The sequence below is a fragment of the Achromobacter sp. UMC46 genome (assembly GCF_014170335.1).
Classification (GTDB): Bacteria; Pseudomonadota; Gammaproteobacteria; order Burkholderiales; family Burkholderiaceae_B; genus Achromobacter.
Map to the genome: position 1 here is coordinate 23,088 of NZ_LZZS01000037.1, position 16,345 is coordinate 39,432.

14 protein-coding genes, 1 tRNA gene and 1 pseudogene are annotated in these 16,345 nt (G+C 63.0%); 11 read left to right on the forward strand and 5 right to left on the reverse strand.

Features of this window, described 5'->3' with window-relative positions:
- Positions 1–183 precede the first annotated feature (183 nt).
- Together rpoD and A9973_RS27120 are read left to right on the forward strand one after the other, a co-directional pair.
- Positions 184–2,451 (forward strand): RNA polymerase sigma factor RpoD, encoded by a 2,268-nt coding sequence (gene rpoD, locus A9973_RS27115; protein ID WP_183016719.1) that lies wholly within the window; start codon positions 184–186, stop codon positions 2,449–2,451.
- An 8-nt stretch (positions 2,452–2,459) separates the two neighbouring features.
- Positions 2,460–2,538, forward strand: a tRNA-Ile gene (locus A9973_RS27120).
- 56 nt (positions 2,539–2,594) lie between these two features.
- On the opposite strand, the gene A9973_RS31400 is transcribed toward A9973_RS27120, so the two are convergent.
- The 3 genes from A9973_RS31400 to A9973_RS27130 all read right to left on the reverse strand — a co-directional run bounded on the left by A9973_RS31400 (position 2,595) and on the right by A9973_RS27130 (position 5,788).
- Complete coding sequence (locus A9973_RS31400) at positions 2,595–2,804, reverse strand: tyrosine-type recombinase/integrase (RefSeq protein WP_370539543.1); 210 nt, start codon at positions 2,802–2,804, stop codon at positions 2,595–2,597.
- Positions 2,797–3,168, reverse strand: a complete 372-nt coding sequence (locus A9973_RS31280; RefSeq protein ID WP_255469310.1) for a hypothetical protein — start codon at positions 3,166–3,168, stop codon at positions 2,797–2,799. Before A9973_RS31280 ends, A9973_RS31400 begins: the two co-directional genes overlap by 8 nt.
- 406 nt (positions 3,169–3,574) lie before the next feature.
- Positions 3,575–5,788 carry an autotransporter outer membrane beta-barrel domain-containing protein gene (locus tag A9973_RS27130; protein WP_183016745.1) on the reverse strand — a complete coding sequence of 738 codons (2,214 nt, stop codon included), beginning with the start codon at positions 5,786–5,788 and terminating at the stop codon, positions 3,575–3,577.
- A gap of 1,259 nt (positions 5,789–7,047) precedes the next feature.
- Between A9973_RS27130 and A9973_RS27135 the strand changes: the two genes are divergently transcribed.
- Together A9973_RS27135 and A9973_RS27140 are read left to right on the forward strand one after the other, a co-directional pair.
- Positions 7,048–7,479 carry a VOC family protein gene (locus tag A9973_RS27135; RefSeq protein ID WP_183016720.1) on the forward strand — a complete coding sequence of 144 codons (432 nt, stop codon included), beginning with the start codon at positions 7,048–7,050 and terminating at the stop codon, positions 7,477–7,479.
- Between the two features lie 72 nt (positions 7,480–7,551).
- A pseudogene (locus A9973_RS27140) lies at positions 7,552–7,721 on the forward strand (IS3 family transposase); the annotation flags it as partial.
- Positions 7,722–8,148: 427 nt separating this feature from the next.
- On the opposite strand, the gene A9973_RS27145 reads toward A9973_RS27140, so the two are convergent.
- Both A9973_RS27145 and A9973_RS27150 read right to left on the reverse strand, forming a co-directional pair.
- The gene (locus tag A9973_RS27145; RefSeq protein WP_183016721.1) at positions 8,149–8,442 is read right to left on the reverse strand and encodes a hypothetical protein; all 294 of its coding nucleotides are present in this window, start codon (positions 8,440–8,442) and stop codon (positions 8,149–8,151) included.
- Between the two features lie 48 nt (positions 8,443–8,490).
- The gene (locus A9973_RS27150) at positions 8,491–9,153 is read right to left on the reverse strand and encodes an SOS response-associated peptidase (protein ID WP_183016746.1); all 663 of its coding nucleotides are present in this window, start codon (positions 9,151–9,153) and stop codon (positions 8,491–8,493) included.
- A gap of 130 nt (positions 9,154–9,283) precedes the next feature.
- Here A9973_RS27150 and mdtD point away from each other — a divergent pair, with 130 nt between their 5' ends.
- The 7 genes from mdtD (at position 9,284) to A9973_RS27185 (ending at position 16,345) form a co-directional block, all read left to right on the forward strand.
- On the forward strand, positions 9,284–10,678 hold the full coding sequence (gene mdtD / locus A9973_RS27155; protein WP_183016722.1) for a multidrug transporter subunit MdtD: 1,395 nt from the start codon (positions 9,284–9,286) through the stop codon (positions 10,676–10,678).
- Between the two features lie 377 nt (positions 10,679–11,055).
- Entirely contained in the window at positions 11,056–11,322 is a 267-nt protein-coding gene (locus A9973_RS27160) for a hypothetical protein (RefSeq protein ID WP_105559780.1), read from the forward strand.
- Positions 11,319–12,728 carry a pilus assembly protein TadG-related protein gene (locus A9973_RS27165; RefSeq protein ID WP_370539544.1) on the forward strand — a complete coding sequence of 470 codons (1,410 nt, stop codon included), beginning with the start codon at positions 11,319–11,321 and terminating at the stop codon, positions 12,726–12,728. Before A9973_RS27160 ends, A9973_RS27165 begins: the two co-directional genes overlap by 4 nt.
- Complete coding sequence (locus tag A9973_RS27170) at positions 12,725–13,360, forward strand: TadE/TadG family type IV pilus assembly protein (protein WP_183016723.1); 636 nt, start codon at positions 12,725–12,727, stop codon at positions 13,358–13,360. Before A9973_RS27165 ends, A9973_RS27170 begins: the two co-directional genes overlap by 4 nt.
- Positions 13,361–13,401: 41 nt before the next feature.
- Complete coding sequence (locus tag A9973_RS27175) at positions 13,402–14,136, forward strand: hypothetical protein (RefSeq protein WP_255469311.1); 735 nt, start codon at positions 13,402–13,404, stop codon at positions 14,134–14,136.
- Positions 14,133–14,984, forward strand: coding sequence for a Flp pilus assembly protein CpaB (gene cpaB, locus A9973_RS27180; RefSeq protein ID WP_183016725.1), 852 nt, complete (start codon positions 14,133–14,135; stop codon positions 14,982–14,984). The genes A9973_RS27175 and cpaB overlap by 4 nt, the downstream gene beginning before the upstream one ends.
- Positions 14,981–16,345, forward strand: a complete 1,365-nt coding sequence (locus A9973_RS27185; protein ID WP_183016726.1) for a type II and III secretion system protein family protein — start codon at positions 14,981–14,983, stop codon at positions 16,343–16,345. The genes cpaB and A9973_RS27185 overlap by 4 nt, the downstream gene beginning before the upstream one ends.

A 16,345-nucleotide genomic window follows, 5' to 3' on the forward strand; every position in this document is an offset into this window, starting at 1 on the left:
CGGTATTGCACCGCAACGGCGTCAAGCGGGCTCGCAAGAGCTGGCGCTGCGAACAACGCAGCCGCATGGACTCTGCCGATTCACCAGTTTTACCCGTATTTTGCGCTGCGCTGGGCCGCCGTCCAGGGCGGCTTTATGCGGTGCAACATGCCCAAACGGGTTGCGACGACCACGGAAGCGACTATGACCAAATCCACCGGCAAATCCTCCTCTGCAATTGATGCGGCTGAACTCAAGGCCCCTGCGGCCAAGCGCGCCGTAAGCATGGCGGCGGAAAAAGCGCCCGCCAAAACGGCGGTGAAGGTCGCCAAGCCCGCTGCCAAGACGGCTGCCAAGAAGGCAACCAAGACGGCTGCGGCTGACAAGCCCGAGAAAGTGACGAAGGCTCGCGTCAAGAAGGCCGAAGACAAGCTTGCCGACTTGGTCGGCACCGCGCGTCCGGCAGTCCCCAGCGGCCGCCGTCCGGGCCGCCCCGCGAAGAATGCGAACAACGATTCCGATGGTTTCGACGACACGATGGACGGCGAAGGCGAAGTCCTGCCCGATCTGAAGCCGCCCAAGCGCGGCGGCAAGCGCGGCAAGGCAGATGCCAAGGATCTGATCGCCCGTGGCCCCGTGACGCCGGAAGAATACGAAGCGCGCCGCAACCGCCTGAAGCAGCTGATCAAGCTGGGCAAGGACCGCGGCTACCTGACCTACGGCGAAATCAACGACCATCTGCCTGACGACCTGGTCGACGCCGAAGCCATTGACGGCATCATCAGCACGTTCAGCGACATGGGCATCGCGGTCTATGACCAGGCCCCCGACGCCGAAACGCTGCTGATGAGCGAAAACGCGCCGGTTGCGTCCAACGACGACGACGTCGAAGACGAAGCCGAAGCCGCGCTGACCACCGTCGACTCCGATTTCGGCCGCACCACCGACCCCGTGCGCATGTACATGCGCGAAATGGGTTCGGTCGAGCTGCTGACCCGCGAAGGCGAAATCGAGATCGCCAAGCGCATCGAAGACGGCCTGAAGCACATGGTCATGGCCATTTCGGCCTGCCCGACCACGATCAACGAGATCCTGGCCCACATCCTGCGCGTGCGGGAAGGCCAGGCGCAGATCGACGAAGTGGTCGACGGCCTGGTTGATCCGGAAGACGGCGAAGAATATGCCGGCGCCGGCGTGACCGCCGACGAAGACGAAAGCGACGATGGCCCCGCCGGCGGCATGTCCAGCAAGCAGCTGGAAGACTTGCGCGTCAAAGCGCTGGCCAAGTTCGACGAAGTCAGCAAGCAGTTCGACAAGATGCGCCTGTCGTACGAGAAGGACGGCTACAAGTCGGACATCTACGTGCGCGCTCAGGAATCCATCCAGAACGAACTGATGGGCATCCGCTTCACGGCCAAGATGGTCGAAAAGCTGGCCGATACGCTGCGCAACCAGGTCGAAGAAGTGCGCCAGCTTGAACGCGCTGTCCTGCATACGTGTGTGGACCGTGCCGGCATGCCGCGCACGCACTTCATCAAGGTCTTCCCGGGCAACGAAACCAACCTGCAGTGGGTGATGGACGAAGTCGCCGCTGGCCATCCGTACGCCGAGACGCTGGAACGCCAGATTCCCGCCGTGCAGGAATTGCAGCAAAAGCTGATCGACCTGCAAACGCGCGTCGTGCTGCCGCTGAAGGACCTGAAGGACGTCAACAAGCGCATGGCCACTGGCGAAGCCAAGGCCCGCAAGGCCAAGCGCGAAATGACCGAGGCCAACCTGCGCCTGGTGATCTCGATTGCCAAGAAGTACACGAATCGGGGCCTGCAGTTCCTGGACCTGATCCAGGAAGGCAACATCGGCTTGATGAAGGCCGTGGACAAGTTCGAATACCGCCGTGGCTACAAGTTCTCGACGTACGCCACGTGGTGGATCCGTCAGGCCATCACGCGTTCGATCGCCGACCAGGCGCGCACCATCCGTATTCCGGTTCACATGATCGAAACGATCAACAAGATGAACCGGATCAGCCGTCAGATCCTGCAGGAAACCGGCGCCGAGCCGGATCCCGCGACCCTGGCGCAGAAAATGGATATGCCGGAAGACAAGATCCGCAAGATCCTGAAGATCGCGAAGGAACCGATCTCCATGGAAACGCCGATCGGTGACGACGATGACTCGCACCTGGGCGATTTCATCGAAGACACGTCCACCCTGGCGCCTTCGGATGCGGCGCTGCACGGCTCCATGCGTGATGTGGTCAAGGAAGTGCTAGACTCTCTCACCCCGCGTGAAGCCAAGGTTCTGCGTATGCGTTTCGGCATCGAAATGAGCACCGACCAGACCCTGGAAGAAGTGGGCAAGCAATTCGACGTCACGCGTGAGCGCATTCGCCAAATAGAGGCTAAAGCGCTGCGCAAGCTGCGTCACCCCAGCCGGGCCGACAAGCTGAAGAGCTTCCTGGAAGGGCAGTAACGTTTCCTGGGCCTCTAGCTCATGCTTGGTTAGAGCAGCGGACTCATAATCCGTTGGTGCCGAGTTCGACTCTCGGGGGGCCTACCAATAGATATGCGGGTCTTGGAGCAATCCAAGGCCCGCTTTCTTTTCCGCAATTCCGATTACCGAGTGGGCGCGGCTTTGTCGCCCTTGCGTCGCCTTACGTACTTCTCGGTGGTTGTGACCGAGCCATGCCCGAGCTGCTTCTGGGCCTGCCGAATGTCCCCGGTCGACTCGGTCTTGTCGGTGCCCGCCTTGGCGCGTAGGTCTCGGAATTGGAAGCCTGCTTTGGGCACGCCCGCCGCCTTTCTGGCCTTGATCCGCTTAATCACCTGAGCCCGGCCGTTGGCCCGCCAGGTAGGCGAGGTCCATCGCGTCCTGCAGCGGCTCGTCAGCGGCTACATGCACGCGCCCATAGGTGTCGTCCTCGACGTAGGTATCGCGCCCACGCTCCTTGTTCTTGCGCACGCCCTGAGCCGGGTTCGGCGCATCGGTCAGGCCTATTTCTCGGGCGTAGTTGAAAATGGCGCTGAACAGCGCAATTTCCCGGTTGGCGCGAACGTGGTCGGCGTCGGGCGGAACCGGGCGGCCCTTCTCGCGGAACCAGTCCGCTGACTTCGCCATGCGCCAGCGGATGTAGCGCGTCACGTGCACGGGCTTGATCTGCTCCATATGCACCGGCGGCTTGCCGCCCATTTACCCGTGGGAGGTCAGCCGCAGCTTGCTGAGAGGCCGGGTCACTCCGATCCAGGCACAGCGCCTGCCGATACCCCGCACGCGGGGCATGAGCCGAGGCTGTTAACCATTCGAAATTTCTGATGGTGCTAGGTGGTTCGAGATGGGGGGAGACTATTGAGGCGATTCAGGGCTCAGTCTCGCGATGACAAGGTCATGCCCAGAGCGGTGTACCCAGCGTTGAGAAAGCGCTGGTGCATTGGGGAGACAGGGGGATAACCAGGGAGCGGAATGCTCCCTGGAGAAGTCGTGGGCAATCAGGCCCTGGACGGAACCTATGGTGTCACGCTGTCGGACCAGAACTCAAAGTTGATCCGTGTCGTCTCGGAGGCGGCGCCCCGTGTCGGTTGGTGGACGCCCGCCAGGCTCAGAACACCCAGCGCAGATTGACCGAGGCCGTCTGATCTCGATTGCCGCCGCCAAACTGCCCGGCATAAGCCAGACCCAGGGTGGTGCTACGCGAAATCAGCGTATCGAAGCCTGCCTCCACCAGGGCCGCGTCGCGCGCGATGGGTGCGCCCGTAACGGTGAAGGATTCGCCGGCATCGAACGCGAGGCGGCTTTCGGGACGCACATCGCCAAAGGCATGGCGCCAGCTCAGGCCGCCCGACACGGTTCCCTCCAAGGAGCCCAGAGTCAATTCCTGGGTGGCACGTAGGCCTAGTGTGGTGGTCGTGGTGTTGTTGCGCGTCGAATCACCCGACAGCGCGACGCTGCCGCCGGATTCGCTGAAGCTACGGGTGCGCTGACCGGCCCAGGCCAGGCCGGCGTAGGGTTCGAGGGTGAGACCGCGTGCGGCCCCGAAAGCGTAGCCTACTTCGCTGAACAACTGCGTGGTGTTGGCGCCGTAGTTTGCATCCAGGGTTTGATTCAGGCCTCCGGCATTGATGCTGCGTTCGGTGTCGATGTCGTGCCAGGTGTACGAAGCGCCTGCCATCACGTTGAGCTGGCCTGCACCCAGCGCGATGGCATTGCCGCCATAGAACACGGCGCTGTAGCTCGACACATCGGCCTTGCTGGCCAGGTCATCGACGCGCTGCTTCGAGTCGGTGTAGCCCAGCGCGCCGCCCAGGCGCCAGCCATTGCCCACGCCGTGGTCGGCGCCCACGAATACGCCGCCGGTGTGCTGGCGCACGGCCGACGTGTCGCCTGTGGCGCCGATGCGCTGCCAGTTGCCCACGATCTGAGCCCAGGCCGGGCGGGCCAGGGACGAGGGCAGGGTCGCCACCGAGGGTGCCGCGTCGCTTGCGCCGGTGGCCGCTGTGGGTGCGCCCGGGGCGAGGCCGGCATTCAGATTGCTGCGCAACCGGTTGAGCGGTAAGTTGCGCACGGTGGACGACAGATTCCACAGACCCGAACTCACACCCGCATGCATCTCGCCAGAAAGGCCTGCGAAAAAGTCCTGCGGCGCGCCTTGCGGCAGGCCGATGGCGGCATCGTAGACGCCGTGACCGGCGCCCAGGGTTTCAGCGGCGTCCGCGACTGCACGGGCGTTGCGGCCGCTCACTAGATCGGCGAAGCGGATCTTGGCAGGCGGGATGCTGGGTGGCGTGACGGCCGGGGCTTCAGGGGTGACGGGCGGCGTGACCGGAGACGACGCGCGCGCGAGCGTCAGGGTTACGTCGCGGTCATCCGCGGAGTAACTGAGCGTGGGCGTCAGGTAGGCAAGGTTGCTGGTGACGCCGGTGAACTGGGTGCCAGTCAAGGTGCTATCGGCGTGGAGGATGATCTGGCTGAACGTCTCGCTGTAGGTGCCCGGCGCCGCCTGAACCTCGACCCTGGCCTGATTGACCACGGCGTTGCCGGTGACGTCGAGGCGGTCGAAGGCGGCCGGGGTGGCTCGGACGAGGAACACACCGCCCGAGCCGAGCGATACCGAGCCGTTGACGACGGCGGTTCCCGTGCTGCCGGTGCCGATCTGCAGTCGGTTGTCGGTGCCGATGAAGATCACGTTGCCGGTGGTGGTCGACGTCGGATGCAGTGTGAGAGTATTGCCTTGACCGTTGATCAGCACCGCTTCGCGGCGGGTGACGCCGTCGCTATCCAAACCGCCTCCAATGGTGCCGGTCTGGATGATGCTGCCGAAATTGCCGCTCACGCGCACGCCAATGCCACCGAAGCTCAGTCTGGCACTGAGGCCGGCATTGCCGCCATGCATCGTGCCGGTGTTGGTTACGGTGGCGCCGTTGCTGGTCACGATCAGGCCAGTGCCGCCGGAACCGCCGGATCCTATGGTTGTCACTCCCGCTACGCCATCAAGCACCATGCCCGGGGAACCGCCACCGCCGCCCCAGATGATCCCGCTATTGGTGAAGATAATGTTGGCGCCCGTCAATTCGGCACCAGTGCCCCCATTACCACCCCGCATCGACGCCGGGTAGGCGGAGCCGGCGGGGGAGCCAAGATTCCAATTGATGGTTCCCCCCGCGCCGCCGCCACCACCGACGATCACGCCGGCATTGGAACTGTCCGAGCCGTGGGAAAAGGTCCCGCCTTTGCCGCCATCACCGCCAATGGCTTCCGCAGTTGGGTTGCTGTGGACGGCAAGGTCCCCACCGTACCCGCCCCCGCCGCCAATCATGATGCCGCCTGCTCCAACGGTGAGGAGTCCAGCAGGGCCGCTCTCGGCGCCGTTAGTGCCCGAGGTGGACACATCGGAACGCGAGGGCCCGTTTGTACCGGGCAAGCCACTAAACGTACCGCTCGCGGCCGGCTGGAACCATGAGCCGCCATTGCCGATGCCGACGGAGCCCACGTAAGAACTCCCTCCGTCCGCGCCGCCACCTTGGCCGGCCGCGTAGCTCGTCAGTGGAAGATGGATCAACGAGGCCGCGAGTAGCGTGAGTGTTAATTGGGTCGGTTTTGAAGGGGGCATTGTGAGAAGGAATAGGTTGAGAATGGACTGTGTTGCGTCGCGTTCAGAGAGGGGGGGGGTGAACTTGGTGGTGCAAATATTATCGACAATAAGTAACTCATGCTAATAAAAAGTTCCGACCCCCACGACAAGGTGGAACTCATTCGGTGCAGAGCCGCATAACTAACTCAAAAGCGTCGATCCTTGTCACGCCTAGCTAATCCTCTGCGTACGGAAGGCGTATCGGCAGCAGCAATGGTTCCAAACGGTCCGCAGCAGTAGGCAGTACAGGTAACAAAACGTGATTTAAATTTCTTAATGGAAATGGCTAACGTGATCTTCCAGACCGTCGGCTTCGGCCAGCGCTGACTCGCAACGCTGGCCGAAACCCGCTTTTCAGCGGTTCGGGTGCCGGGATTCCAACCGGCATGACCATTTCTGTTCTTGGCTGTCTGCGCCTCACCCTATTGACCGTGAACCGCGCTATGGCGGACTGGATACGGCGGAATGCCGCGCAGAGCCGCGGCCTTGCCCGTGGGTGCGATTGGGCCGGACGAACACCCCACATAGGCGGGTGGCTGTCATCGCGGGCCACGGGGAACCCTTCGGCACTGATCTGTCGCTGGTGCTCGGCCAACTGATCGCGGGCTGTTGCGGTCGCCGCCTCGCTGGCCTGGGGCGCGGCAAATGCCAGCTCCAGCCAATAGCCCTTCGCGAACATTTCGGCATCGCCCGCCTGCACGCCCTTCGCGCGCAGCTTGGACAGCATGGTGCGCAAGGCTGTTCATTCGCGTTCGGCTGTTTCCAAGCCGGATCCGTTGTCGAAGGGGGCGCCACGGAACGACTATGCCGAGGCGAATACCTGGGCCTGCTCCATAATGGCGTCGATTTGCTGCTCTGCCTCTTGGGGGCATAGGATTGGTTCATTAATAGTCTTTGTATGATTCCCGACGCTAAAAGCAATTTCAAAGGGAAGGGGAGAGAACGTGGAAAATGGTCGTGCGCAGCTGGTTCCCGAATTGCTCGTCACCGATGTTTCGGCCAGCCTAAAGTTCTGGACTGAGCTCTGCGGCTTTTCAGTCATGTACAGCCGCAAGGAAGATGGATTTTTCTATCTTGATTTGGCGGGGGCGCAGGTGATGCTTGTAGAAGTGCGTGGCGAAAACGGTTGGATAACCGCGCCGCTCAACATGCCGCTCGGTCGGGGCATCAACTTCGAGATCAAGGTGGACGCTGTGCAACCAACCATAGCGGCCCTAGCAAGTGCGGATTGGCCGCTATTTCGGCCAGTAGCTGAGCAGTGGTACCGAAGCGATGCTGTGGAAATCGGCGTTCGCGAATTCCTGGTACAGGATCCTGACGGCTACCTCCTGCGCTTTTCCGCGCAGATCGGTCAACGGCCGTACCAGGGTGCCTAATCGTGTGCTGCCGCCTGGGCGGCGTTGTGCTGCTCGGTCATACTGACACTCTAATAGAGGTAGGGTGCGATTCGCACGGTAGAGCAGTTACGCAAAGAGAACGAATACCTGCGCGCCGAGGTAGCGTACCTAAAAAAATTGAAGGCCTTGCTTCAGGCCAAAGAGCAAACCGCGCAGAAAAAGCGCGGATAGTGCATGAGTTGAGGCAAGGCCACGATCTGACACTGTTGTTGCGGTTCGCGGAGATGCGAGCCACTGCTCGGCGGCCATTGATCTTCAGTCTCTGCGAAAACAAGTTCTTAAATTTGGTGCGTTTGTCGCGTCGAGGTCACGGCAGGCCCGTTACTCATATCAGGGATGAAATTCAGAGAGTGGCTTCGCCGAACGAGGACTGGCACGACGTTTCCACGGGGCATGGGGCGCAGGTCAATGCCGCTTTAAATCTGTGAACTGCAGCCGGGCTACGGAAGGGCATCATTGCGAACACTTACATTGCTGTTACGACTGAGCGGCTAGGATTCCGAGATTCGAAAATTGGAGGCCGATCATGAACAGCGAAAAACCGTCTCCCGAGCCGAACAAGCGGCGCTGGCCGTTCGGGTATGGCGAGGAACGATATAGCGGGTAACCGCTGACGCTTCAATGAATGCCAGCCCAGCCTGGCGGTGCCTAGCGTGGCGCCATCCCCTTTCTTAATCTGTCCGGTGCTTCCATCAGCGATGTCGCCATCCCGTCCCGTTCCTGGACACAGGGCTCTTCCCGCAAGCCTTTCATGAAGTCGTCGTAGAGCTCGCCGGTCAGGCCGGCTGGCCGCTTCAAGTCGGCGGATAGTTGGTAGGCGCGCAGCAGCACGGACCGTAGCCGTTTGACCTCCCATAGCAATGAGATGACGTCGGCGTTCCAGGGCTGGCGCTCGCGAATGTTGCGCAGGTCGGCGTGGGTAAGGGGATCTTTGAACGGCATGGCGGAAAATACTGTTTGTATATCCAGTATATTCCACAAAAAACGGGGTCACTCCAATGCCGTGGCGATCAACAGGCGGGCGGGGTACGGCACCAGGAAAGTGCGGGTTTGATGTACCGGCGCGGTCAGCCAGTCACCATAGGCGCCTTCCGGCAAGATGACGATCATCCGTTTTTCGTCGCCAGCCCGTTGATAATGCTTGAACAGCGGGTCGTCGTCGGCATTGATCGTCAGCATGGCATAGCCCTCGCGGATCTGGCCCGCGGCGTCGCGCCAACGGTCCCAGAGTCCGGCGATGCCCAATGGTGCACCGTCCTCACGGGTAAACCGGGTGGGCACCACCGCGCCGGATCGCCAGTCGGGTTCAAAGATCGCGTCCGCCGGAATGATGCAGCGTCGCGCCTGGCGCCAGGCGTTGCCGAACATGAACGACGTCGCAGCCGTTTCGCTGCGCGCGTTGAACGTGGACAGTTTGGCGGCCTTGTCCAGGCCATCGGGGCGGGTCAATGCCGAGATCAGGCCCCAGCGGCCGGTGATGGCCTCGCGTTCGGGCACCGCCTCGTCGCCGGCGTCATGTTCCGGCGGGCGGCGCACGAACACACCTTCGTAGCGTGGCCACATATCGTATTTTCCCATCACCGGTTTGGCGCGTACACCGAACTTCTGTAGCAGCAGTTCGGCGTCCTTCAGCGTCTGATAGTGTGAACACATGCGCGCCTCGTCGTTCGGGACTGTCCGAATCAGTATACGAGGAGGCCGCGCACGCACCATACGGTTTATCAGTCGGTGTTTCAGCCTGTTTGTCAGCCGTCCGTTGGCATTGGCGCAGTACGATTCGTCCATGGTTAAACCTTCATCCCAGCAGGCCCTGCTTTGGGTCGTCGCGGCCTGCTTTTTCATGCAGACGCTGGACACCACGATTGTCAACACGGCGTTGCCGGCCATGGCCCGCAGCCTGGGCGAGGACGCGCTTGCGCTCAAGCCGGTCGTGGTGGCCTACACGTTGACGATGGCCATGCTGACGCCGGCCTCGGGCTGGTTGGCGGACCGCTATGGAACCCGTCGCGTGTACCTGGCGGCGATCTTGATATTTGCGATGGGTTCGGTGTTTTGCGCCTTGGCGCAAACCTTGACGCAGTTGACGGTCGCACGCGTGGTGCAGGGCGTGGGCGGTTCGATGCTGTTGCCGATCGGGCGTTTGGCCGTGCTGCGTACCGTGCCGGGCGACCAGTACATTTCCGCCTTGGCTTTCGTATCGATCGCGGGGCAAGTCGGTCCTATTTTTGGACCGACCTTGGGCGGATTGCTAGTACAGGTGGCAAGCTGGCATTGGATCTTCATGATCAATGTGCCGATCGGAATCGCGGGGTTGTTTGCCGTGCGCAGATATTTGCCGGAAGACGCCTTGTCTGACGTGGCGCCGTTCGATGTGTTGGGTTGCACCTTGCTGTCGTTGTGCATGGTGACCTTTTCGCTGGGGTTGGACGTGCCCGCAGGGGACACGCGCTTGGCGTGGTCGGCGGGCTTGTTCGCGCTAAGCGCGTTGACCGTGCTGCTGTATGTGATCCATGCACGCAAGCGCCAGAATCCGCTCTTTCAACTGAGCCTGTTTCGCGAACCGAATTTCAGTGTGGGACTGGTCGGAAATCTGGTGTGCCGCATCGGCAGCAGCGCCGTGCCGTTCCTGCTGCCGTTGCTGCTGCAATTGCAGTTGGGCTATACCCCGTTGCAGTCCGGGCTCATGATGTTGCCGGCTGCGATTGCCGGCACGATAACCAAGCGCTGGATCGCGCCGCTGGTTCGGCGGTTCGGGTATGACGTGTTTTTGCTGGTCAACACATTGCTGGTCGGCGCGTCGATTGTCTCTTTTGCTCTGATTTCGCCCGGGTGGCCGCTGGCATTGCAGGTGGCGCAGCTTGCCTTGTTCGGCGCGACCAATTCCATGCAGTTCGCGGCCATGAACAGTGTGACCCTGAAAGGCTTGAGCAAGCGGGATGCCGCCAGCGGCAACAGCCTGTTCTCGATGATCCAGATGCTGGCCATCGGGCTGGGCGTGACGATAGGCGGGGGCTTGGTCGGCATGTTCTCGGGCGAGGCCAACGCCGCCTTGGGCCGTGCGTTCACACTGAGCTTTGTCTGCGTAGGCGTGATCACGCTGTTGTCGGCGTGGGTGTTTCGCCAATTGGACATGTCGCAATTGGGGCGCCCTGCCGAGAATCGTCCGGCAGCCGGCTAGGTAGTTTGCCGTGCCGAAAACCAGCGCTGAAATGGAAGAGCGCCCCAGCTCGAGATGAGTCTGAGGCGCTCCTGCCCGGCTTCGCACGCGATGGGTGTCAGACAGCCCGGCAACTCAAATCTACTGCCGGGGTAGGGCCTCGGCAATAGGGAAAACCCTGGAAAATTAGCGGGTTACAAGATTTTCGGGCTGCGGCTGCGTCCCCGGAATCGTCCCTGGCATGACGCCACGTGGGGCGATTTTTCTCTCCTTCGGAAGCCGTATTCGGGTGTGTCAATACACCCGTGCCCGTTTTGCCCGCCTCGGCATCCGCGAATTGTCGTCCCTGCTTGCCACGCCGACACTGAGTCCCACATTCATTGCATCGGAGAGCAGACATGTGGGGCATTCGTAAGCGTCAGTTGGGCCAGGGCATGACGGAATACATTGTGGTCGTCGCGCTGGTGGCAGTGGCGGCGATCGCTGTCTATCAATACTTCGGGCAAGTCGTGCGTTCGCAAACCGCCGCCATGGCCCGGGAACTTGCGGGCGAAGACGGCAGCACTCAAAGTCGCGCGGCGCAGCAGGCGGCGCAGAAGGCGGCAGCCCAGACCAAGGCTCGTTCGCTCAAGTCCTTCACCGGCAATGCCGCGGATGCGAAGTGACGTTACGTGGGCGCACGTGGGCCTTCCATCAACATGGCCAGGCATTGGTGCTGGGCATGTTGATGGTGTCGGTCGCCGTGGCGTCGCTGGTTGTGCTTTACAACCTGGGCCAGACGGTCGAGGGCAAGGTCCGGCTGACGCACGCCGCAGATGCCGCGGCCTATAGCGGCGCGCTGGAGCAAGCGCGCGCGCTGAATGCTATCGCGTATGTCAACCGCACGCAGATCGCACATCAAGTCGCGATGGCGCATCTGGTCACGCTGGCGGCGTCCGCGCAGTACGGCGGAGCGCTGCAATCACAGCGCTCCCGCGGCAACCCGCCAGTCAGCCTGATCGCGATGCTGTTCGGGCCGGACATGGCGCTTGCCTATCGGGCAGGCCAGGCGCTGCCGAACGCCGAGGCGCGACTGGCCAGCGCGTTCGCGCAGCACGATCGTGTCGTGCATCAGGTGCTGGAAGCCGCGGCGGCTTCCGCGATGACGGAACTGCCTGCCTCGCGCGGCCGTGTCATGCGCAAAGTGCTTGCCGCCAATTTCACGGAAGGAACCGTCAAGGGCGAAGACAGCGCGCAAGGGCTGACGTTGCAGATGCTGTCGGATGCCTGGCCGGGGTTCATCGAACGGCAGGTGGCCACGCGCAAATCGGGCCTGCGGCCGACAGTCGAGCAAGCGGTCGAGCGCTTTGGGTTCCTGAAAAAAAGGAATTCCACGCGTCGCAATCCCTGGGTGGTCAGCACGCGTTGCCCGCTTAACCGGCATGAACTGCGCCGCCGCGGGTCCACGTGGCTTGGACCGGATGGACGCTGGGGGGCCTTGGATACACAGTCGTTCCATGCGTTGCGATCCAACCGATGGATCGGTTGCTATTACCGGGAATACGCAATGGGCTGGGGCACCGCGCAGGGCCAGAAGATCAAGGCGCCTGAAGGCGTGGATTACGTGGACGAACCGCCCATCGATTTTTCGCAAGAGGACTTCTGGCGGTGGGCAGAGCAATCGACGTCCTGGGACCTTTTCAGCGGCATCACCAATCCCATGGCCAATTCATACGCGATGGCATCCGCGCAACGATGGCCGGGCAGGGGCTTGCCGGCTTATCGCGAAGTCGCCGCGTCGCGCCTCCAGGATCCTCTGCGTTTTGCTGTGGTCGTCAGCATGGCGGGTGCCGTATTGAAAACCACGGATGCGGACAGCGCGCTGGCTTCGCCGGGCGGATGGTTCAGCTATGCAGGTTTGGGACGGACGGGCGCCATCATCGCAACCAGCGCCGCCGAGACCTATTTCTTGCGGCCCGAAGCTCGCGCTGATGGCCGCAGCGAATTGGCTACCTTGTTCCGGCCCTACTGGCAGGCGCGCTTGTCCGCAGTCAGAACCCAGGAAGTCTTGCTTGGCAGGAGGTCGCCATGAAGGCGCACGGCGGGTCAGGGCGCGGCTTAGCCAGCCAACAGGGTCAGGCGGTAGTGGAAGCGCTGTTGTTGCTGCCCTTGATGGCCATGATGGTTTGGGCCGTGAGCGGGATCGGCAATCTGCAATTTTCGGCGCAGCAGATGTCGCAGGCCAGCCGCAAGGCGGCGATGGCTGGGGCGTTGGGGCAACCGCTGGAGCCGGCGTGGTCCAGCGCATCGTCAGCGTTGAAGAGCCAGGCAACAGCATTGTCCGGAATCGCCTCGCCCCGCGTGCGCGTCTTGCAGGACGAATGGTTTGGCGTGGGTTTGCGGTGGTTGTCGGTGCAAGCGAGAACCGCGCCCGTTCGTCATGACGCTCTGTTGGCGCCGTCGATTGTCCGCCAGACCCGGGTGGCGATCGGAGCCGGGTATGCGCACGGGGATGCCGATGCGCGTCGTCGTATCGCCGGTGCGCCCACGGCTTGGCGGCAGGCTGAGCGCGCCTCTTTGGCGCAGGCGCGCCGGGTGGGAGCGATTGCGCAACGCATGGATGGCCCGTGGGGCCGGGCCGCGGTGTCGATGGATTGGCTGTCGCCTTGGGCGGACTTGGCGCCCGCGGACCGTTTGGGCAAACGTGGAGGGTTGATTCGATGAATGCATGCTCGGCTTGCGGGTTTCGATGGAAACGGCGCGCGATGGCGGATCTGCGCCGCCTGATGCTGGCCAGCGGTTTGATGGCCGGGGCAGTGGGGCTGCCGGTGGCGATGGCCTCGGACGATAGGGCCGTGACGAAACCCGGCGCGGCGTCTTTGAGCCGATTGCGATTTCCCGAGGGCTCCCGACATGCGCTGCTGGCCGATCGGATGTGGCTATACGGCCAACCGGCCAAGGTCCTGGTGTTTGACGTGCCGATGAAATCCTCCGATTTGATCCGCCACCTGTCCGCGCAGCAATCCGGATTGGCTGATTTGAATGTGTTGCCTGGCCAACTGATCCTTTCAGGACGGATCGGCGATGAGCAATGGGTGGCGCAGATGGAGGCGGCCGGTTCGGGGCGTACGGTCGGCAGCATCTCTTCATTGCGCTTGCCGGCATTGCCCCAGGTTTCGTCGCAGACATCGGCCCAGACCCTGCCCCAGGCCGTGTTCTCGCCGCCTACGCCTGCCTGGTTGCCCGAAGGTTCACGGTTGAGGTTGGACTTCGTGGTCACGGACGAGGGCGTCAGGGTGTCCGAGCGCATCTGGCAGCATGCGTTCGCACCGGTGCGGATGATGTCCGTTTTGGAAGCGCGCCTGTTGATGGATGGCTGGCGGCGTCCGGCGGACGACGGCAAGACGCAATCCTGGGAGCGGGGTCGCCAACGCTTGCGGATTTCGGTCGTGCCACTTGGTACCGGTAGCGGCCTTCGGGTCACGGGGTGGACGTCATGAAGGCGTTGATTCTCCATGGCGCGCAGCGGTTGCGTCGTTTGGGCGTATATGGGTTGGCGTTGACGGCGGGCCTGGTGTCGGCGTGGGCCGTGCGCGAGCATGTGCAGCAGCGGGTCCAGGCGCTAGAGGCGCAAGCGCGCACGCCGGTCGTTGAACGTCTGGTCGCGGCCTATGACTTGCCCGTGGGCACGCGGTTGGAAGACATGCATCTGGCTGTCCGCGAAATTCCTGCCCAGTGGGCGTCCAGCGCCAGTCTGGATCCGCTGGATCTGGGCAGCCTGCTGGGTGCGACCTTGGCGGCGGAAGTGGCGCATGGGGAGCCCGTGCTGAAAACCCACCTGACTTTCACTGCTCCGGCGCCTGCATTGGCGTCGCGGCTTCGGTCCGGCCAACGGGCGCTTACCGTCGCATCAGGCGATCTTGGCGGCTTGGCAGAAATGCTGCGCGCCGGCGATCTGATCGATATCTACGTGAGCTTTTCACACCGTCAACGCGAGCTCACCGTGCCGTTGCTGCAGGGGATGCGGGTGCTGACTGTGGGGGCAGAGACCGACCCTGATGGCGGCGGCGTCGGCAACATTACGTTGGCCGCCGAGCCGGAGGAAGCGGTGCGCTTTATCGCCGCCAGGCAGGCGGGCACCCTGACGGCCATGCTGCGCCACCGCGATGATGCGGCAGCGGTGAAAGCATCGACCCAGACGGATCTGGCGTCGCTTGTGGGGCTGGCGCCCGAGCCCAAGCCGATTCCAGGCGTGACCATCCTGTACGGGGATCGGGTGGATGCGCAAGCGCTTGCCGTTCCCGCAGGGCACGCCGCAACGAACGGCTTCGAAACGGGCCAGCCATGAGACGCATCCTGTTGATTCTTGGCGCAGTGGGGCTGTGTCTATGGGCGCCCACGGCTTGGGCCGAGATGGAGGTGCTGGAACTTCAAGTCGGCGAGACGCGTGTGTTGCCGCATCCCGGTGTGACGAGAGTCGCTATCGGCAATGGTCAAGTGCTGAGCGCCATTGCGGCGGAAGGCCGCGATGTGGTGATCTTCGCGCGAGCGGAAGGCGTGTCTTCGGTTCACGTCTGGACGGGAACGGGGCGGACGACCGCTTACGAATTGCGGGTTGTCGCCGCCGGTGCGCCGCGCTTGCGCGCGGAGGTCGAGGCCTTGCTTGCCCGTATCCCCGGCGCGCGCAGCACCAGCGTGGGTGAGCGCATTCTGATCGAGGGCGACGATTTGTCCGACGACGACCGGGCCCGTATCGCTGCCTTGGCCGAACGGTATCCCACCGTGCTGGACTTCACCGGGCAGGTGGGCTGGGACCGCATGGTGTTGCTGGATGTGCAGGTGGTCGAAATTCCCACCTCTCGGCTGCGCGAATTCGGCGTGCGCTGGGATGGCGTGACGCAAGGAGGGATCAATGCGGGTCTGGCCTGGGACGCGGGGGCGCTGGGTCGCATGTCCCGGCCGGGCGAATCGGTGATCGAAACCGCCGGACCGGTATCGTCGGCCGCGGGCTACTTCGGCGTCAATGCGTTGTTGTCCGCCCGTATCGCCGCGCTGGCGCAAACCGGCGAGGCCGTGATGTTGGCCCAGCCGCAACTGCTTGCGCGCAGCGGCGCCAGCGCCACCTTCCTGGCAGGCGGGGAAGTGCCCTATGTGTCGACCGATTCGCGCGGCAATCCCACGACCTTGTTCAAGCCGTACGGCGTGTCACTCAACATCACGCCGCGCATCGATCGCAACGGTGTCATCCGTTCCTTGATCGAGGTGGAGGCCAGTTCGGTGGACTCGTCGCTTAGCGTGCCGGGTGGTCCGGCATTGCGCACGCGCCGCGCGTCCACCGAGTTCAACGTGCGCTCGGGCAATACGCTGGTCATCGGGGGCTTCCTGTCGCGAGAGCAGGGGCAGGAAGTCAACGGTTTGCCGTGGTTGCAGAACATTCCCATTCTGGGCGCCTTGTTCTCGTCGCGCCGCTTTCAGCAGCGCGAAACCGAGTTGGCGATTTTCGTCACTCCCAAGATCGTGTCACAAAGCGAGCCGGCCATGGCGGACCGGATACGGCGGGGCCGCGACATGCTGGATGCCACGTTTCCGGATCCCCCCCGGTTGGGCACGGCGGTGCCGTCGGTGGCTGGTGGTTGGGATCCCTATTCGGGGGCGGGATCCCAGTGGACCGCACGCGGTGATGTGGCTCGGAACCTTCCTGGAGAGTAG